This is a genomic window from Bradyrhizobium sp. 31Argb, assembly GCF_043638955.1.
Classification (GTDB): Bacteria; Pseudomonadota; Alphaproteobacteria; order Rhizobiales; family Xanthobacteraceae; genus Bradyrhizobium.
In genome coordinates this window covers 1-19274 of record NZ_JBEGDB010000146.1, presented here as the reverse complement: position 1 = coordinate 19274, position 19274 = coordinate 1, and the positions used below count along the sequence as shown (strand labels likewise).

General features: G+C 62.3%; 17 protein-coding genes and 2 pseudogenes. 6 read left to right on the top strand and 13 right to left on the bottom strand.

Annotation, left to right across the window (positions count from 1 at the left end; translation table 11 throughout):
* Positions 1-140: 140 nt before the first annotated feature.
* On the bottom strand, positions 141-725 hold the full coding sequence (locus tag AAFX91_RS25120) for a TetR/AcrR family transcriptional regulator (RefSeq protein ID WP_394568362.1): 585 nt from the start codon (positions 723-725) through the stop codon (positions 141-143).
* Positions 726-1047: 322 nt separating this feature from the next.
* Positions 1048-1998: pseudogene (locus AAFX91_RS25115) on the bottom strand (aldo/keto reductase); the annotation flags it as partial.
* Positions 1999-2081: 83 nt separating this feature from the next.
* On the opposite strand from AAFX91_RS25115, the gene AAFX91_RS25110 reads away from it, so the two are divergent.
* Positions 2082-2642 (top strand): TetR/AcrR family transcriptional regulator, encoded by a 561-nt coding sequence (locus AAFX91_RS25110; RefSeq protein WP_130580542.1) that lies wholly within the window; start codon positions 2082-2084, stop codon positions 2640-2642.
* Between the two features lie 494 nt (positions 2643-3136).
* Here the strand turns inward: AAFX91_RS25110 and AAFX91_RS25105 are convergent, their stop codons facing one another.
* From AAFX91_RS25105 to AAFX91_RS25090, 4 genes are all read right to left on the bottom strand, one after another.
* On the bottom strand, positions 3137-4153 hold the full coding sequence (locus tag AAFX91_RS25105) for an NAD-dependent epimerase (RefSeq protein WP_394568360.1): 1017 nt from the start codon (positions 4151-4153) through the stop codon (positions 3137-3139).
* A gap of 240 nt (positions 4154-4393) precedes the next feature.
* Positions 4394-4810 carry a hypothetical protein gene (locus tag AAFX91_RS25100; RefSeq protein WP_394568358.1) on the bottom strand — a complete coding sequence of 139 codons (417 nt, stop codon included), beginning with the start codon at positions 4808-4810 and terminating at the stop codon, positions 4394-4396.
* A 125-nt stretch (positions 4811-4935) separates the two neighbouring features.
* Positions 4936-5091: a hypothetical protein gene (locus AAFX91_RS25095; protein ID WP_165421253.1), complete on the bottom strand. Its 156-nt coding sequence runs from the start codon at positions 5089-5091 to the stop codon at positions 4936-4938.
* A 124-nt stretch (positions 5092-5215) separates the two neighbouring features.
* A complete protein-coding gene (locus AAFX91_RS25090; RefSeq protein ID WP_165421252.1) occupies positions 5216-5371 on the bottom strand; it encodes a hypothetical protein in 156 nt (51 codons plus the stop codon).
* A gap of 289 nt (positions 5372-5660) precedes the next feature.
* On the opposite strand from AAFX91_RS25090, the gene AAFX91_RS25085 reads away from it, so the two are divergent.
* Complete coding sequence (locus tag AAFX91_RS25085; RefSeq protein ID WP_130580539.1) at positions 5661-6620, top strand: Ku protein; 960 nt, start codon at positions 5661-5663, stop codon at positions 6618-6620.
* A gap of 60 nt (positions 6621-6680) precedes the next feature.
* Complete coding sequence (locus AAFX91_RS25080) at positions 6681-6914, top strand: hypothetical protein (RefSeq protein WP_130580538.1); 234 nt, start codon at positions 6681-6683, stop codon at positions 6912-6914.
* Positions 6915-6932: 18 nt separating this feature from the next.
* Here AAFX91_RS25080 and AAFX91_RS25075 read toward each other — a convergent pair whose 3' ends face one another.
* Positions 6933-7100 carry a Flp family type IVb pilin gene (locus tag AAFX91_RS25075; RefSeq protein ID WP_130580537.1) on the bottom strand — a complete coding sequence of 56 codons (168 nt, stop codon included), beginning with the start codon at positions 7098-7100 and terminating at the stop codon, positions 6933-6935.
* A 103-nt stretch (positions 7101-7203) separates the two neighbouring features.
* Between AAFX91_RS25075 and AAFX91_RS25070 the strand changes: the two genes are divergently transcribed.
* Positions 7204-7485 carry a hypothetical protein gene (locus AAFX91_RS25070; protein WP_130580536.1) on the top strand — a complete coding sequence of 94 codons (282 nt, stop codon included), beginning with the start codon at positions 7204-7206 and terminating at the stop codon, positions 7483-7485.
* Between the two features lie 142 nt (positions 7486-7627).
* On the opposite strand, the gene AAFX91_RS25065 is transcribed toward AAFX91_RS25070, so the two are convergent.
* Positions 7628-9211 (bottom strand): porin, encoded by a 1584-nt coding sequence (locus AAFX91_RS25065; RefSeq protein WP_130580535.1) that lies wholly within the window; start codon positions 9209-9211, stop codon positions 7628-7630.
* Positions 9212-9561: 350 nt separating this feature from the next.
* On the opposite strand from AAFX91_RS25065, the pseudogene AAFX91_RS25060 reads away from it, so the two are divergent.
* Positions 9562-11205, top strand: a pseudogene (locus AAFX91_RS25060) (thiamine pyrophosphate-requiring protein); the annotation flags it as partial.
* A 165-nt stretch (positions 11206-11370) separates the two neighbouring features.
* Positions 11371-12288, top strand: coding sequence for a PaaI family thioesterase (locus AAFX91_RS25055; RefSeq protein WP_394568354.1), 918 nt, complete (start codon positions 11371-11373; stop codon positions 12286-12288).
* A gap of 3 nt (positions 12289-12291) precedes the next feature.
* On the opposite strand, the gene AAFX91_RS25050 is transcribed toward AAFX91_RS25055, so the two are convergent.
* From AAFX91_RS25050 to AAFX91_RS25030, 5 genes are all read right to left on the bottom strand, one after another.
* Positions 12292-13197 (bottom strand): efflux RND transporter periplasmic adaptor subunit, encoded by a 906-nt coding sequence (locus AAFX91_RS25050; protein WP_394568352.1) that lies wholly within the window; start codon positions 13195-13197, stop codon positions 12292-12294.
* A gap of 20 nt (positions 13198-13217) precedes the next feature.
* Positions 13218-13415 (bottom strand): DUF1656 domain-containing protein, encoded by a 198-nt coding sequence (locus AAFX91_RS25045; RefSeq protein ID WP_130580531.1) that lies wholly within the window; start codon positions 13413-13415, stop codon positions 13218-13220.
* Positions 13412-15493: an FUSC family protein gene (locus AAFX91_RS25040; RefSeq protein ID WP_394568349.1), complete on the bottom strand. Its 2082-nt coding sequence runs from the start codon at positions 15491-15493 to the stop codon at positions 13412-13414. Before AAFX91_RS25040 ends, AAFX91_RS25045 begins: the two co-directional genes overlap by 4 nt.
* 153 nt (positions 15494-15646) lie before the next feature.
* Entirely contained in the window at positions 15647-18892 is a 3246-nt protein-coding gene (locus AAFX91_RS25035) for a tetratricopeptide repeat protein (protein ID WP_394568347.1), read from the bottom strand.
* Positions 18893-19026: 134 nt separating this feature from the next.
* Positions 19027-19274, bottom strand: a 248-nt coding sequence (locus AAFX91_RS25030) for a hypothetical protein (protein ID WP_394568345.1), incomplete at its 5' end; no start/stop codon positions are given.

Genomic DNA, 19274 nt, shown 5'->3' with positions numbered 1-19274 from the left:
TCCACCGATCCGCTCATGCCAGGCTGTATCGCGCGCAAGCCGAAGGATGGCTAGGTGGGGGCCTCATGCCGGTTACCTTAGCTCGAGACGGTGCGCCGCTCGCCGTCCGATCGCTTCTCAGAAAAGGTAGACCTGCATCGTCAACGCCGCGCGGAAAGTCGGTCCAGCAATGGATTGAGAATCGTCCCGAACGTCTTTGGATCGCCATACGCTCGTGCGGACAACATCGCGCCGTGGACAGTTGCCATGAACGTTTCGGCCTCCACGTGCGGCGTTGTCACGAGTTGCAAGCGTCCCTGCTGCGAGCCACGCTCGAGCACTGAGGCAAGCCAATTCGACAACCAGCGAAAATGCGCTCTGACTTCGATTGCGACCTCATCCGGCAAGACAGGAAGCTCACTCGCGAGCAGCGCGCAAACGCAAAAGGGGGCGCTCGCGTTAGTGATGCAGGCTTCCCAGTACGCAGTATAACTGCGGAGTAGTTCGATCGGATCTGAGATATTCCGTTCGAGATGGGCAATTCCTGCTCGAGCCTCTTCGCGATAACGAGCAACCAACGTGCGAACGAGGTCCACCTTGCTCGGAAAATGATGGTGGATGCTTGGTTTCCGGATTCCCACCACGTTCGCAACGTCCGCATAGCTGAAGCCATGGTACCCTCCGGCAATTATGAGAGAGCGCGCGCAAGCCAGGATGTCGTCGGCAGTCCTTGAAGGATTACTCATAACGCCAACCTACCTTCTAGTCGGTAGATAGTCAAGCACTAACGGGCCAACCAAAAGGTTCGGCTTCGGCGACCAACCCAGATATCGCCAGCAGCCGAGAAGAGATTGGCAGCGGGCTCGCCGTAGCGGGTGACGACACGGCGAAAATCCTTGAGGCTGCAGAAGGCGTTCTCGATAGGGTGACGGCCTCAAGGCTCCCGTACGGAGATCACCGAGGTTCGGCTTTGATGTCAGGGACGGACTTCCTGAACCCGCTTACGGCCTCTGCACTACGGGCCAGGACGGCCGGGTTAGACACACCCTGATGGTCCCGACGGGCGGTGTAAGGGGCCTCTAGTTCGGCAGCCTCGTCGTCCGTCAAGGTTATCGAGAGCGCCGCGATCGCGTCGTCGATATGCTTGGCCTTGAGCGCACCCACGATTGGCGCCGCAACGACGGGATTGCGACGCAGCCAGGCCAATGCGATCTGCGCTTGGCCGATGCCCCGTTCCGCTGCAATTGCTGCCGCCGCCTCGACGATTTTCCGATCGCTTTCCGCAGTCGCCGCGTTTTGCTCGGCGCCCGCGGGTTCGGCTTCCGAACGGGAACTGATCGCGCCCCACGGTCGAGCCAAGCGGCCGCGCGCAAGCGGGCTATAGATGATTGTCTGCACGCCTTCGTCGGCGCAGAGCGGCAGCATCTCGCGCTCTTCCTCGCGGACGAGCAAGTTATAATTGTCCTGCATCGACACGAACCGCGTCCATCCGTTTGCCCTCTGCAGATGCAACGCCTTGCTGAACTCCCATGCCATCATTGAGGAGGCGCCGAGATAGCGCACTTTTCCGATCTTCACGAGATCGTGGAGCGCCTCAAGCGTTTCTTCCCACGGGGTGGTCTGATCGCGGCGATGGATCTGGTAGAGATCGATATAGTCGGTGCCGAGCCGCCTCAGGCTATGGTCGACCTCGGTCATGATCGCCTTGCGTGACAAGCCGATGGCGTTGGGGCCATTACGCGTCGGCGCAGATAGCTTGGTGGCGATGACCACACTATCCCGCCTGACGAAATCCTTCAGCGCTTTCCCCAGGATCTCCTCGCTATTTCCATTCGAATACAAGTTTGCAGTGTCGAAGAAGTTGATCCCGGCTTCAACCGCGTGCCGGATCAGCGGGCGGCTGGCTTCCTCATCGAGCGACCAGGCCGGATGGCCACGGGAAGGGTCTCCAAAGCCCATGCAGCCGATGCAGATGGGGGAAACTTCAAGGCCTGAGTGACCAAGCTTTATGTATTGCACGCGACCTCCTCGACGGGTAGCTAAGTGGATAGCTCTCCGGTTTACGGATTACCGGAGAGTTCTCCGCTTAGTCAAGAGGTGTGATGGCCGACCTTGAGGCAAAACTGCGCGCCGACGCACAGGCGAACCGTGACCGTATTCTGGACGTGGCGCGCGATGCGTTTGCTGCTGACCCGGGCACGTCCCTCAACTCCATCGCGAAGATAGCTGGAGTCGGCGCGGGCACGCTCTACCGTCACTTTCCGACCCGCGAGGCCTTGCTGGTGGGCGTCTATCGCAAGGAAATTGGTGCGCTTGTGGAGCTCGCGCCGAAGCTGCTTACAAAGCATCCTCCGCTGCAGGCTTTCCGATTGTGGTGCGATCGGTTTGTTCGGTTTGGTGAGGTGAAGCATGGCGTTGCTGACACGCTTCGGGCAGCAATATCGGATCAGGACTTTCAGGAAACCTACCGACCTCTGGTGGAGGCGGTTCGCCGGTTGATGGAGGCCTGCGAAGGCTCGGGCGACATACGTCCAGGCGCCGAGCCTGAAGATGTCTTGACGCTTTTGGGATTGCTATTGCGAATTTCACCGACCTCGGACGGGAAAGCGCAGACAAAGAGAGTTCTCGCGCTTATCTTCCGCGGCTTGGGTGCCGAAGAATAGCTCTCCCGGTCACGAAGCGGCACCACGATAAGTCCGGCGACGGACCACCTTTCAACCGCTCGACTGGGTTGGCATCAATCCGGGATCAAGCGTCAGCGCGATCACGCGTCTTCGCACGTGGTGATGCTTCAGCGACGGAAGGCTTCTCGGAAGAGCCTCGAATCCCATAAGGCGCATACGGCAGATAATGCGCTCGACGTTTCCGCGAGCGCCGGTCCCGCAACGCATATCCCAGAAGAAACCCGACGGAAAAGGTGGCAAGCAAAATCAACGCGGGAAACATGACATCAGCCCAATATGCTTGCCGACAATATATCTCGTTCTGACAATATTTTCATGTCCCGGTTGTGACGACATCATGATTGCGGCGCTGAAACATTGTTCAGGCGCCTGACTTCATGTGCAGGCGGCTGCCTCGATATTGATCAGAGACGATCTTACGACGGCTGACGGTACGCCGTTATGATGGCGGCAATGCAAACCGAAGCTATCCGTCACACGCGATGATAGTCGCGGAACCAGGCGATGAACTTCTCGACGCCATCCTCGATCCTTGTATGCGGCCGAAAGCCGATCTCGCGCGCAAGGTCGTCGACATCCGCAAAGGTTGCGGGCACGTCGCCGGGCTGCATGGGCAGCAGCACCTTCTGGGCCTCGCGGCCAAGCCCCTTCTCCAGCAGCGTGACCACGTGCATCAATTCTTCCGGCTTGTTGTTGCCGATATTGTAGATGCGCCATGGCGCCGTGCTCGAGCTCGGATTGGGCTCGTCGCCCGACCAGTCCGGATCGCCCTGCGGCACGTGATCGACGAGCCGCGTCATCGCCTCGACGACGTCGTCGACATAGGTGAAATCGCGCCGCATGTTGCCGTTATTGAACAGGTTGATCGGCTTGCCCTCGCTGATCGCGCGCGCAAAGAGATAGAGCGCCATGTCGGGCCGATACCAGGGGCCATACACGGTGAAGAAGCGAAGCCCGGTCATCGGGATGCCGTAGAGGTGGCTGTAGGAATGGGCGATCAGCTCATTCGCTTTCTTGGTCGCGGCATAGAGGCTGATCGGATGATCGACATTGTCGCGTACGGAGAACGGTAGCTTGGTGTTGGCCCCGTAGACCGAGGAAGACGACGCGAACAAGAGATGCCGGCAACCATTATGCCGGCAGCCTTCCAGGATGTTGATGAAGCCCTCCAGGTTGGAGTCGGTATAGGCGTGAGGATTCTGCAGCGAATACCTGACGCCCGCCTGCGCCGCCAGATGGACCACCACCGGAAAACGGTACTGCTCGAACAGCGCCTTCATGCCGGCGCGGTCGGCGAGATCGAGCTTCCGGAAAGTGAAGTTCGGATGCTCCTTGATGAGGTCGAGGCGGGCGAGCTTGAGCGCCGGATCGTAATAGTCGTTCAGATTGTCGATGCCGATGACGCGCTGGCCGGCCGCCAGCAATCGTTGCGTCAGATGAAGGCCGATGAACCCCGCGCAACCCGTAACCAGCAAATCGTCTGCAGACACCGCTTTTCCATCCTTCGCGCCATAACACCCAGCAGCGCCATGATCGCCGGATAATGCGTCGCTGTGAAGGCTTCAGCGGAACCGACCGGCCAATTATGCTTGATGGACGCGAGCGGTTGTCCGCTTTTGGGTGCCTGCCCTAGAGCTTCGGTTCTGATTAAATCAGAACCGAAGCTCTAGATTCTTGTTTTGACGCGTTTTTCTTCGCGCGAACCGGCGTCCACTTCGCTCGAAAACGCTCTAGTTGCTAGCAGCCGTCTTGTAGTCCGGAAACCGGCTCAGCACGGCGGCCTTCATGAACTTGAAATGCGAGATCGCCGCAGCGAGTTCCGTCAGGCGGCGCTGCCCGTTGGCGATCTCGGCGTCGAACAAGTCGTGGTGACAATTGTCGAGCGGCTCGCGCTCCAGATACTCGTCGGTGCCGTTGCCGAGCGTCACGGCGGCGCGCGCCAGGACATCGTCGACACGGCGGCTCAGGCCGCTCTGTTCGCTTTCCGCCGCCTGCAACGCATTGTCGATCGCGGCCACGATGGATCCCACGCGCAGCCGGTCGGTCTCGGCGTCGCGCTCGGGCGAACGCGCGCGAAACCCCTCATCGATCCCCAGCCGGGCCTTGATGAAGTTCTGCGCTCGGGATCGCAAGAAGAGCTGAAACATCTGCGTTCGTCCGGTCCGGACCGTTACGGGGCAACGCCCAAAAGTCGCCCCTTCTTAGTTAAGGAACGGTAAAGTTGCGGCCGTCGCACCCCGCGGCGATCGGCCATAGGGATGCGGCCCGCCATTCAAGAGAAACACCAGAGCATCAATTTCAGGAACAGCGAACCCAGCAGATAGACCCAGCCTGCCATGGCCAGCAGCGCTATGGCCACGAACGCGCCGGAGAAACCGTGCTCCTTCACCCGCCTCAAAAGCGAAACTTTTTCTGGTGGGGAGAGCATGCCGGATCTGCGGTGGGAACCTTCAGATCCGACTTCTACGGCGCAAATTCGATAAACTGGTGACGCTCCCCGACCGCCACGTTCCAGAGACCTTGTGCGGGCGACACGTGTCGCGCGCCGTCTCCTAGGTGCGGAAGAATGCGAACCAGATCACGCCAAGGATCAGAACCGCGAGCCCGGTCGAAATCGACAACAGCGCGGCCACGGTGGGTCCTGCTTCGGCCTGGCGCGCCTCGGTCGTGGTTTCAACAATCCGGCCATCTCGGTGTGTCGTTGCCATGCGCCACCTCATTCCATTCAGTTAGCAGTTAACTGCCTACAACTGCCGGCTAATGCCTGGATGTCCCGTCCCCAGGCGCAACTCATGGTCGGAAGCGATGTTCCTGAGGATTTGGCGGCGAGCGGAACAGGCCAACGCGTCGCATGGGGGCCCGCAAGAAATCCGCAAGAACCATGCGGGCGATCAGCGGTTAACCGTCATTGGCAGGTTCACCGTTTGGCCATGTTTGAAACCCGGTTCCGCGGTGGTATCTTCTGCCTCCCGTCTGTTGCGTCTTCGGAGTATCCCCATGGCCCCCCGCGCCAACTGGAAGGGTTTTCTGCGGCTGTCGCTCGTGACCTGCCCGGTCGCGCTCTACCCGGCCACGTCAGACACCGAAAAGGTCTCCTTCAACCAGGTCAATCGCAAGACCGGGCATCGCATCAAATACGCCAAGGTCGATGCCGAGACCGGCGAGGAAGTTGCCGCCGAAGACATCATGAAGGGCTACAAGGTCGATACCGACACCTACATCGAGATCACCAAGGACGAGCTCGACGACATCGCCCTGGAATCGACCCGTACCATCGAGATCGATGAATTCGTGCCGAAGGCCGATATCGATAGCCGCTATCTGATCCGCCCCTATTACCTCATCCCGGACGGCAAGGTCGGCCACGACGCGTTCGCGGTGATCCGCGAGACCATCCGCAGCCTGAACAAAGTCGCGATCGGCCGCGTGGTGCTGACCAACCGCGAGCATGTCATCGCGCTGGAGCCGCTCGGCAAGGGCCTGATGGGGACGCTGCTGCGCTACCCCTACGAGGTCCGTGACGAGAAGGAATATTTCGACGACGTACAGGACGTGAAGATCACCAAGGACATGCTCGATCTCGCCAAGCACATCGTCGAGCAGAAGTCGGCCGACTTCGACCCCGAGGAGTTCGACGACCGCTACGAATCCGCGCTGATAGAGTTGATCAACCAGAAACGCAACGGCCTGCCCGTGGCGAAGCCCGCGCCGAAATCGACCGGCAACGTCATCAACCTGATGGACGCGCTCAAGCGCAGCCTTGCCAATGAGCAGCAGGCGCCCGCCCCCACTAAAGCAAAAGGCAAGAAGCCGAAGAAGCGGGTCGAGGGCCAGCGCGAAATGCTGTTGCCGATCGCCGGAAGCGGCACCGGCGCCGGCAAGCGTGCCGCCAAGGAAGAGCCGAAGAAGGCGGAAAAGCCCGTGCGCGCGCCGACCCGGGCCAAGAAGGCCGGATAGGCGGGGAAGCGGCCCGGCGGTCTCATGCAATGATAACGACGCGGCAGGCGGCAAGCTGATATGCCGTGGTCGACGCCTTTCGAGCAGCCGATCGTCCTGCGCGGCGGCCGCAAGCTGGTGACGCTCCAGCACGCCGCCGACTACATCATGAAGCTGTCCGAGCCGGTGCAGCAACGCGAGCGTTGGCAAACCGCGGTCGAGAATCTGATCCATGCCGCCGAGAGCGGCGGCGGTTGGCTGATGTTCGCGCGGATCGCGGTGCTGCGGGCGCTCAACGAAGACGAGGCCGGCTGACGGCCACGGGGCATGCTATTACTGCGGGAAGCCGTCGCGAACCCGCACAAAAAGCAGCCTGACGTTTTCGCCAAGGCTGGTGACCGCGGCGACGATCACGATGCTGATGCTGCAGGCAACGAGGCAATATTCGATCGCGGTTGCCCCGCGCTCATCGCTGAAAAAACTTGAAATCAACTGGCGCATCAAAATCCCCGCCGACACCTCGCACGGGTTTCTCCCGCCTCGCGTCTCGGCCGCAACCTAAAAGCTGACTGGTTGATGCCGCCTTGACGGACAGGATGAACGATTGATTAAGGCCATGCGTGGATTGCGCCGGTATTCATACGGTGCGGAAAATTTACCAGACGTTGCGCGCCACCTCGGACAGTTGGCGTCGGTACTGCCGCGGAGGAAGCACATGCCCCAAGAAACGCGAGAAACACGCAGGAATTACATCGGCGTTCTCTACGAGGAGACCGACGAGCCGCGCATGGTGGGCGAGCTGCGAACCGCGAACGATCGCCAAATGCGCCGATATCTCCAACGGCTGGTGGCGGCGGTGTTCAATCGACGCGTCGAAGCGAGATGATCTCCATCGTCCGCCTCGATCGTCAAGCAAATCAGCGGGCCGCCACGACGGCTGACCCGCTGACACGTGGCGCGAAGCAATCCGGAGGAAGACGCCGGATTGCTTCGTCGCCGTTTCCTCGCAAAGCGCAAGGCGAGGGCGATCAGAAGTTGCGCTGGGCGCGAAGCTGCAGGAAGAACGTATCCTGGTCCTTGAACTCGTAAGTCGCAGCCGGCTTGGGGGCAGAAGCTCCAAGGACGGCCGTGCCCTGGAATTTCTGGTCGAGGTGGAACCACTGGAATTCAGCCGAGAACGTCAGGTTCTTGACCGGGGTCCAGCGGGTGACGGCACCGAGTTGCGACACGTTGAAGTCGGGGTTGCAGACGTAATTCGCGCTGACCGCCTTGGCGGGCGTCGTGAAGTTCGCGCAGATGAACGCCTTGGCCGTGCCGTCATACCGGACCGCCGAATAGCTGCCGTAGAAGCTGGTCGACCAGTAGGGATCCCAGTTGTGGTTCAACGCACCGCGGATGCCGAAGGCCTCGGTCAGATGCAGCGATCCGTCGCCGCCGGCTGCCACCGGCAGGTACACAGCGTCAGTGGTCGCGCCGAAGCCGATGCTCTGATACGCGCCGAAAGCGCCGCTGCCACCGAACATCGCAAAGCTCGGCGAGGCCGACGATGTCGCGATCACGTATTTGGTCGCGCCCTTGGCGTAGCTCGCATCGAACTTGATGTCGTCGCCGGGGCCGGTCGGGACGTTCTTGATGTTCACGCCGACCATCGTCGCGTAACCCCAGGAGTCGTCGGGATGCCCGGAAAGCTCGGATGCCGCGGTCGGCGCCGCGCCCGGAAGACCGACGCCGCCCGCCGGAGCGCCAGCCGCGTTGAGCGTATTGTAGGACGCGCTCACTTCATGCGCCGCGGCTGAAATCTGGAACAGACCCCAAGCCTGGTCGAGGCGGACATTGCCGACGACGTCAGGCGAACGAACGCCCGCATAGGCGTTGCCGGAATTCAGCGTCGCGTTCAGCGGCAGCGAAAGGTTGTAGATCGTGGTGCGGTCCCAGACCGCCGGATCGTCGAGGCCGATGCTGGCGGACACGCCGTTGCCGAACTGCGCCGTGTACTGGATGTTGTTGACACCGGTGTCGGTGTTCTGGCCGCCCATCAGGAAGGACGAGTTGTTGCCTGGGAAGCCCTGCCACGGCGTCGCATAGGCCGAAGAAGACTTACCAAACGTGAAACCGGCAAACTGAATGAAGATATACTCGACTGCGACATAGCCGCCGCCGGGCGTGTCGAGGAGCTGCGCGCCAGCAACCGGGAGCGAGCCGTTGATCGAGTTCGGGTTGAAGGTGCTGCCGCCGAGCGTGGAGAACTGGAAGTCGCCCTGCATGAAGGTGCGAACCGTGCCGTACTCGGTGGAGGTGCGCGTGTCGAATGTCAGCGCCATACGCGCGCGGGTCGCGAAGTAGTCGCGATAGCGGTTGTCCTGGCCGAGATCGCCGTTCCAGGCCGGCTGGCCCTGCGGACCGCCGTTGAATGTCGTGTCGACGCGCAGATAGCCGCCGATCTTCATGCAGGTGTCGGTGCCCGGGATGTACCAGAAGCCGGCGCCGTATAGCGAGCAGACCTTCACATATTCAACGGCCTTTGCCTTGACTGGAAGATCGGCTGCTTGCGCGCCGCTTATGGCCATCAGGCCGGCGGCTGTGCCGAGAATGAGTGTTCGCGCCCGTAACATCTGATCAAATCTCCTGGTCCCTCAACATGCACACGCATGTTTGAGGCGTTACCTAATTCAAAAACTTCCGGCGCGAATAACAACGCGGTGAGGTCGATGCTGTTGGCGAGGCGCTGTGACGTTTTCGTCACTCTTACGCTTCGAGGCTCATCGAATAATCGTATTCGCGTCGCGCAGATCAGATCTGCCAGCACAAACTTTTGATCGGCCATTCGCGCATCGCGCCCCTCCGCATCGCGAAACGCATAACTGCAGCCCCGAGATGCGCACGACGCATGCTTTACGCGCCCGCGAAATCCTGATCCTCTGTTGCAAAGCGGTCGGATGAACCGGCCGCGACCCAAGGGAGAGACACGGCCATGAAGCTCGGCACGGCGATTGCGGAAATCATGAAGCGCGAGGGGATCGAGATTCTCTGCGGCTATCCCGTCAATCATCTGATTGAGCACGCCGCGAACGCCGATATCCGCCCTATCATGGTGCGGCAGGAGCGCATCGGCGTGCACATGGCGGACGCGATCTCCCGCGTCACGTCCGGCCGCAGCATCGGCGCGTTCTGCATGCAGCACGGCCCCGGCTCGGAGAATGCGATGGGCGGTGTGGCGCAATGCTTCGGCGAGTCGGTACCCGTGCTGGTGCTGCCGATGGGCTATGCGCGCCGGCTCTCGAACATCGAGCCGAACTTCAATTCCAGCCAGGCGATGAAGGCGTTTACGAAATCGGCGGAGCCGATCATTCTCGCCTCCGAAGTCTGCAACATCTTCCGACGCGCCTTCACCAAATTGAAGAACGGTCGCGGCGGCCCGGTCATCGTCGAAATCCCCGCCGATATGTGGAACGAGGAGGTGCCGGAGCCCTTGAACTACACGCCGGTGCTGCGCACCCGCTACGGCGCCGATCCCGTGCATGTGAAGGAAGCCGCCGAACTCCTGATCAACGCCAAGCGTCCCGTGATCTATGCCGGCCAGGGCGTGCATTATGCCCGCGCCTGGCCGCAACTGAAGCGCCTTGCCGAACGCCTCGCCATTCCCGTCACCACGAGCCTCGGCGGCAAATCGTCATTTCCGGAGACGCATCCGCTGTCGCTCGGCTCGGGCGGGTTAGCTGTGCCGCGCGCGGTGCCGAAATTCCTCACTGATGCCGACGTGATCTTCGGCATCGGCTGCTCGTTCACGGAGACGAGCTTCGGCATCGCGATGCCGAAGGGCAAGACCATCATCCATTCGACCCTCGACCCCAATCATCTGAACAAGGATGTCGAGGCCAAGGTCGGCCTGGTCGGCGACGCCGCGCTCGTGCTCGATGCGCTGCTCGACGAGATCGGCAAGACCGTCACGTCGGATCGCGATGCCAGCGCAGTCGCCGCCGAAATCGCCGCCATCAACGACGAGTGGCTCGCGAAATGGATGCCGAAGCTCACCCACAACGAGGCGCCGCTCAATCCCTATCGCGTGCTGTGGGACCTGCAGCACACCGTCGATGTCAGCAACACCATCATCACCCACGATGCCGGCAGCCCGCGCGACCAGCTCTCGCCGTTCTGGAAGTCGGTCGAGCCCCTCTCCTATCTCGGCTGGGGCAAGACCACGCAGCTCGGCTACGGGCTCGGGCTCGCGATGGGCGCCAAGCTCGCGATGCCGGACAAGCTCTGCATCAACGTCTGGGGCGATGCCGCCATCGGCTTCACCGGCATGGATTTCGAGACCGCGGTGCGCGAGCGCATCCCGATCATGTCGATCCTGCTCAACAATTTCTCGATGGCGATCGAATTGAAGGTGATGCCGATCTCGACCGAGAAATACCGCTCGACCGACATTTCCGGCGACTACGCCGCGATGGCGCGCGCCTTCGGCGGTTACGGCGAGCGGGTGACCAAGCCTGAGGACATCGTGCCGGCGATCAAGCGCGGCATCCAGAAGACCAAGGAAGGCGTCCCCGTTCTGCTCGAATTCATCACCAGCAAGGAAACCGAAGTCTCGAGGCCGGGCACGTAGATCCTGTAGGGTGGGCAAAGCGCAGCGTGCCCACCATCCACGGTCGGTGCAAGAGATGGTGGGCGCGCGGAGCCTGTCATCGGGCGCGCGTTCGCGCGACCCGTTGGCTTTGCCCACCCTACGATTCTGATCGCAAGCTGAGCCGCAGTGGTTTAAGACGTCGGCATGTCCGAGACATCGACGTTCAATACGCCGCTACCGTTCGACGAACTGGCGGAGGCCATCAAACGGCGCCGCTCCACCTACGGACAGATCAGCGGCCTGCAGCTCGATCGCGCCGCGCCCGGCGAAGCCTGGTCACGCCTGCCCTATCGGCCGGTCTTTGTCGGCGACACGCAGACCGGCGTTCTGCATGGCGGTGTGGTTACCGCCATGCTCGACGAGAGCTGCGGCATGGCCGTGCAGCTCGCGCTGGACGGCACGCGCGCCATCGCCACACTCGATCTGCGCATCGATTACCAGAAGCCCGCCACCCCAGGCCTCGATATCAACGCGCATTCGATCTGCTATCGCGTCACCCGCTCCATCGCCTTCGTGCGCGCGACCGCCTATCAGGAGTCCGAAGACGATCCGGTGGCCACCGCGACCGCCTGCTTCATGATTGGCGCGAACCGCACCAACATGCTGTTCGACAAGCTACGCAATGATGCCGCGCTGCCTGTGCTCGAAGCACCGGATGATCCCACGAGCCCGTTCGCAGCCAGCCCGTTCGCGCAGTGTCTCGGCATCCGCCTCGGTGACGACGGCACGCTGGTGATGCCTTTCTCGCCGAAGATCATCGGCAATCCACTCTTGCCCGCCATCCATGGCGGCATGACCGGCGCCTTCCTGGAGACCGCCGCGGTCGTGGGCGTGACGCGCGAGCTCGGCGTTTCGGCGCCGCCGAAGCCGATCGGCCTGACGATCAATTATCTGCGCTCCGGCCGCGCCCTCGACAGCCACGCCAACGTCTCCATCGTCAAGCAGGGCCGGCGCGTCGTCGCGTTCGAGGCGCGGGCCTGGCAGGATGACCCGGCCAAGCCGATCGCCTCGGCGTTCGGTCATTTCATGCTGCGGCGATCACCTGGCCTCGATGACGACTAGGCCTTACTTGCTCGAAACCGAAACCGCCGCATCGGGTTGAGGGCCCGGCCCAGTGACCTGCAGCGTCGCGGTCATTCCGGCACTCAAGGTGACGCCGTCCGGCACGTCGTCGATGGCGATGCGGACGGGAATCCGCTGCGCCAAACGCACCCAACTGAATGTCGGGTTGACGTTGGCGATCAGATCCGTGCCGATGACATTTTCCCGATCCGTGATCGCGCGAGCGACGCTTTCGACATGTCCCTTCAGCGGAGCGTCGAATCCGAGCAATCGGACGGAAACGGCATCTCCCAGGTTGATGTAGCGCAGCTTGGTTTCCTCGAAATAGCCGGCGACGTAGAAGGAATCCTGGTCGACGACGGCAAGGACCGGCTTTCCCGCCGTGACGTAGTCGCCGCGGTTGAGAAGCAGATTGGTGACGTGGCCGTTGACGGGCGAGCGCACATTGGTTCGCGCGAGATTGAGCTTGGCGACGCCCACCTGCGCCATCGCCTCGTCGTAAGCGGCACGGGCCGCAAGCGTGGCGCTTCGTGCCTGATTGAGGGCTTCGGCCGAGATCGCATCGACACTGAGCTTCTCGCGGCGATCTTGTTCCTCCTGCCGTTCGTCGAGCGTCGCCTTGGCTCCCGCGGCTGTGGCCTCCGCCTCCTCGAGCGCGAGCTGATAGCGCGCCGGATCGACGACGAAGAGAATATCTCCGACCTTGACCTGCTGGTTGTCCTTGACGCGCAGGTCGATCACCGCACCCGCGACATCGGGAGCGACGTTGACGACGTTGGCCCGCACCCGACCATCGCGCGTCCACGGCGTCTCCTCGTACAGCCGCCACAACCACCACCCTGCAGCGATCGCCACCGCGACGGTCGCGATCGTCACCGCGTATTGCGCAAAGCGCCCGAGACTCGGCATGGCAACAGCTCACCAATATCTCACATGCTCACGCCGACGACCAATGTGAGCAGAATGAGGTAGAGCGCCGTATTGAACAGCGCCGGATGCCAGACGACACGATAAAGGCCAATCCGGTCGAATACGAGCCGCATCAGCACCCAGATGACCGCGGCAGCCCCCATATAGGCAAGAAACGGGGAGACGTAGACGCCGCCCAGATTGATCTCCTTGATCATGCGGTTGCCGCCTCGCTCACCGGCCGGGACGAAAGGCGCCGATCGCCAAAGAAGAAGCCCCCATGCTGCTCGAGGGTGGTCTGGATCCCATAGAGCGCATCGGCAACGATCAACAGATCGCCCTCGGCCGAGAGCGCGCGGTTGCGCGCCGACTCGAGCAGAGGTGCGACAGACGCAGAAGCGCGTCCGGACAAGGACGCCCGAAACGCACCGGATAATCCTGCCAATGCCCTCTCGATCGAACGCGCCACATCGGGGGGCACGTGCGGCAGTTCCCGTCGCAGGATAAGGATGTTCAACCCGACGCGTAGCGCGGCAAAGCCACCTTGCACGGATTGGCCGTAGCGTGGCGTTTCGGGGTCGAGCTGTGCCAGCAGCGCATTGATGCGATCGAATGTCCGGCTCTCATACGCGGTACGGGTCTCGGGCGTTGCGGTTGTCGCAACGCGGGCCAGATTACGCAGCAAGCCACGGATCATGCGGGTGGCCGCCACTTCTCGTCCAAACGGACGGAACAGCGCCAGCGAGACCGCGCCGAAGCCGATGCCGACCAAATAGCCCAGCGCGTTGTTGGCGAACGCCTCGAAGTCGTAGGTCATCTGGTTGGAGATGCCGATCAGGCCGCCCGCGACGAAGATCAAGGGTATCACCATCGGAACGGCCTGAGGGACCGTCAGCAGCAGCCCGCAAACGAGGTACAATGGCGCAAGCGCGACCACCAGCGCGGCAAACGTATCGAGCCTCGGCAACAGCACGAACAGGTAGGCCGCGGAGATGACGGCGGCGACGGCCGTCATGCGAAAAAACATCAGCGCGCCGGCGGCCGGGTTGTCACGCGCGCCCATGATCGCGCACATGATGCCGGCGAAGGTGACGGCGGTGGCACCATTGGGCCACGCCGAATAGATCCAGAACAGGCTGGCCAGGACGATCGTCAACGCGGCGACAACGCCACCGGTCAGCGCGAGCGCCGGCTCGCGATAGGGCTGAAAGGATGGCGCGGCTTCGCGCTCTGGGGGCAGCACTCCCAGGCCCATATGCGTCCGGATCCAGACCGTATCGCGCCAGATATCGATGATGTCCTGCAACCGCAGCAGAATGTTGCGGACCAGGAAGGCGTTCGGTGTGCTTTCAAGCTCCTGCCGCGACGGCTGTGCGGCGTCGATCTCGGCCTGGATTCTCGTCCCATCGCCTGCTTCCCGCCACGAGTCATCCGGCGTCGCCGGTCCGGTCCAGGCGGCGATATGCGCCTTCGTCATCTGCAGAAGCGGTCGCAGCCGCTCGATCCGCTGCGGGTCGCGTTGCCGCAACAGCAATATCCGGTCATGAACCGAAACGAGATGCGACAGCAGCGATAGCAGCTTGGCTTCGAACAGGCGGACCAGACTGTCCATCGCCCTGACCGCCGGCGTATCCAGGTTGGCGAAGACGCGCAACTGCTCCAGGCCGACGACGGCAGCGATCATGCGGCGCCGGTCCGTCTGAATTTCGGCTTCGACGGAGTCTGCCGACAGCCTGTCTCCGGCCCAGCGGGCCATGGTCGGCAGCGTCGATGACAGCGCATCGACCAGGGCAGCGCCGGCGCGCTGCGGAAACACGAGGTGGTGGACCAGCGTCGCGCAGGCGATTCCGAGGATGATTTCCAGGCAGCGCGCCACGGCAAAGTCAAAGGCGGTCTCCGGAGCGAGCGCCGCGGGAAGGCCGATGATGGCGGCCGAATAGCCGGAGAGCATGCCGACATAGGCCTGCGGTGCATCGCGCAGATAGATCGAAACGGCCGTGCCCGCACCGATCCAGAGCGCCAGCGCCAGACAGAACAGCTCCGGCGCATTGGAGAACAGCGCAACCAGGACCAGCGACGCGACCGCGCCGATCACAGTCCCGAGCACCCGGTAGAGCGATTTGGCGAGCACCATCCCGGCCAGCGGCTGGGACACAACGTAGACCGTCGTGATGCTCCAACTCGGTTGTGACAAGTCCAATTGAAATGCGATGTACAGCGCCAGCACGGCAGCGGCGAAGGACTTGACCGAGAACAGCCCGTCCCGCCAGGAAAATCCGCGGATGATCGCGATCATGGTCCCCCACCCGTGAGGCGGCCTTCGACACAGCCGTGCGACCTCGCCTTCTCAAAGCAGATCAGGCGACCAAGTTCCCACGGTCGGCCGCGGTTGTGACGTATTCGCGGTGTTCCCAACCGAGCCTCGTCCTCCTGGCCGGGGATTGACGCGCTATGAGGCACCGTTTCCGACGAGCACAAAGGGCGCCCAGACGCTGGGATGAGCATTGTCGCCCCCCTTGGCGACCAGTGCCGAAATCGAGCGGCGAAGCGCCTCGGCGCGGCCGGTGTTAGGCTGCGACGTCATAACACCGATTGCGCCCGTCGTGATGGCGACGGCGGCCTCCGAATTGACCGGCCAGTGCGAGACCAGGAGCGCACGCGTGCCTGCGTAGATGAACGCTCTCGCCAGACCGGAAAAGGCTTCCGAGTTCGCTGCTTCGCCGCCGGCCGTGTTGCAGGCTGAGAGCACGACCCAGTCGGCGTCGAGCTTGAGCGCGGAAATCTCCGACGATGTGAGATAGCCGTCGTCGGCCTGCGTAGCGGCAGCGGGCGGCGTCAGGATCAGCCCCGGCTCGATCGAGCCGCGGACCTGACCGGCCAGCGCTGCGTGCGTTGCAAAGTGAAGAATGCGAAACTGTTCCAGCCGTCCGCTTTCGCTGAGCGACTTCACCTTTGCTTCGGTCGCCTCATTGCCCAGGTAAACCTCGCCCTTCGCAGGCGCAAAGCTGTTCGCCACGGCGCACAGTTCGAGCGCGGTTTCGGGCAGCGGCACGAGATGCCTGAGTTGTTCGATGTCCGCCGTGCCGCCGGAAAGGACGACGGCCGACCGGTGCCCTCTTTGAACTACCAGGCTTGTTCGTGGCTCCGCGCCTTCTGCGCAAGTCTGATGAAGCCGCGCCTGCTTGACGCGGTCGACAACCCAGTCGCTCTGACCGTCTCCATTCAACAGCGGATTGCCAAAACCTATGAACGGCTTGGACGCCTTGCTCCGTTGCGCGACCTGGCGCAGCGCTTTCAGGCTCGAGACCGACGGCAAGACGGTCGTCGCAAACCGTTTAACCAGCCAGGGCTGCTTGGCGAGATCCCGCCGAGCGCCGTCAGATGCAGGCTTGTCCGTCAGCAGGAGTTGGAAGGGCAGCGTCGCCAGGGGGCCCGATGGAACGAGAATGAGCTCCTTGCCTTCAATGTCCTTCTCAACCGGCTGAAGCAGCGCCTGGTAAAGCCCGAACGCCCGGTCCAGATCGTACGGCAATTGATCGCTCGGCGGGCGATCCATTCCGAGCTTTTCGGCGCAGGCGCGGCTCGCATCCATCCACGCTTCGTAATCAACGCCACAGCGCAAAATGCTGACCGTCTCCGCCACCTGCTTCGCGCCGATCGGTGCGGCGTGCCAACGGACATCGGACGCCGTGACTGTCCACACGAAGGTAAAGCGCGACGTCGTAGTGAACAGCAGCAGCGCCTCCTTCGGGCCCAGCGCTTTTCGAACCTCTTCAAGAGAAATCGATGTCCGGGCCACGAGCGCCGCGTATCCCGGATATTGAGCCGTTATCTCGCGATCGAGCGCTTCGATCTGGCTTGCAATGCGCGTCGCCTGGCCACGGATCGCCTGCTCCGTCTCCTGATTGCGCGCTGCATTCGGCTGTGAAATGGCCGAGATCAATAGTCTATCCGTCGCTAGCGCCTGCTCGCTCAGGTCCTGTCGCAGGCGAACCCGAGCCGACAGATCTCCGCTGCCCGCCGCGATCCGCGCCGACATTCCGCTGACGGCCTTTGCCGCCTGTTCGTCCCCGATCCACTGCGCGGTCTCGAAGGCCCGAGATCGCAACGTCGTCGCCTTGTCGCCATCAGCCGCGCCCGCGAGCTGGTAGGCGGCAACGATCATGCCGGGGAATGGATTTGTGTTGTCATGGAATTTCAGATCGGCGGTGGTTTGCGCCGCATTGGCTTCGCCATCGCTGCGGTTGATCAATATCGTGGAAGCGCGCGCAAACGCATCAGAGGCCCGCTGCCAATCACTGGCGTCCAAGTAATGCGCCCCGAGGTTGTTGAAGCTGTTGGCGACGTCCGGGTGCACCTCGCCAAGTGTATTCAGGCGGATGTCCAGCGCCCGCTTCAGGAGCGGCTCGGCATCCTGGGACCTGCCGGTGCTGTCCATGATGACAGCAAGATTGTTGAGGCTGCTCGCAACCAGCGGGTGGACCTTGCCAAGCGCTGCCTCGCGTAACGAAAGCGACCGGCGCGCCAAGGCCTCCGCCTCCGCGTAGCGCGCATCGTCGCCAATCAACGTGACGAGATTGTCGAGTGAGACGGCGATATCGACATGGTTCGCACCGAGGCTCTTTTCGCGGATCGCCAGGGAGCGGCGGAACAATTGCTCGGCCTCCTTCTTGCGACCGGCATAGGCCTTTGCGTCAGCGAGATTGTTTAACGTCGTCGCCACATTCGGGTGGTCAGGTCCGAATGCCTTTTCCTGAATGGCAAGCGCACGAGCCAGCAGGGTTTCGGCGTCCTGGGCCCTGCCCTGCCGAGAAAGAACGATCGCGAGATTGTTGAGGCTGGCGGCGACGTCGGCATGATCACTGCCGAGCGCCTTTTCCCTGATGGCCAATGTGCGCCGTGCCAGTTGCTCGGCGTCGGAAAGCCGCCCCTGCAGGCGCCTGAGTTCTCCGAGATTGTTGAGCGTCGAGGCGAGATAGACGCTGTCACGGCCGTGGCGCTGTTCCTGGAGACCGAGCGCTTCAAGGAATCGTTCCTCGGCAAGCTGAAGCCGGCCTTGCGCCTTGTACGCCTCCGCGATGTTGTTCAGGACCACCGGGACCATGATGTCGGCCTGTCCCGATGCGCGCTTGAAGACTTCAAGCGCCTGGCTGTAAATCTCGAGCGCCTCCGCCTCTCTCAATTGACGGTGACGCACATTGCCGAGCTGCATGCGCGCCATCGCGGTGTTGAGATTGTCGCGGCCCAAGGCGCTTTCGTTGATGGCAATCGCGCGCGCAGCGTTCCGCTCGGCGTCGTTCAATCGGTTCTGGCTGAAGGCGATCTGGCCGAGAGTGCCAAGGACTGCCGCGACATCGGGATGATTTGGACCAAGAGCCTTCTCGCGGATGGCAAGCGCTCTTTTCAATGCAGTTTCGGCTTCGGTCATCTCGCCCTGGGCCTGCAGCGCCTGCGCCAGCACGACAAGGGTTGTCGCCGTCAAAAGCGACTGTCGACCGGTGGTCTTTTCAGCCTCGCTTGTCAGCTTTCTGGCCAGCGGCAGGGCTTCGCTGTATCGCCCCTCCTTGGCGAGCGCCGTGATGCGTTGCATCAGCGCCAGCATTTCCTGCTGGCCTGCCCCGCAAGGCAACGTAACCATGCCTGCAAGGAATAAAGCGACGATAAACCGGGCGATCAACGTTCGGCCTGCTCGCATGCCCCACCGCTCCAATTCACTTTTGCAAAGCATCTGACATCGCCACCCTCTGGGGCCAGAGCAAGGCGGAAGCCGAGCCCTGCTCCGCACGGCGGTGTCGTTGTAGGGTGCAAAACCCTCGGCACATACTCGGCTCAATCGAACAAGGCGAGATGACACTGCCGCGTGCCCCGAAACGCGATGCGCGCGCATGTCAAATTTCCTAGACATTTCAACGTGATTTGCCCCGTCCAGTCCCCACGCGAAAAACATTCCGCTTCCGTCGTCGGGCAAATCAGTGATTTAACCCCGCGCGTCTCACCGAAGATGAGGGGCGGCTCGCGATCGTCACGAACGTTGCGGTGAGATGCGGTGGACGCAGTTGTTGCGAAAGACGAACGCA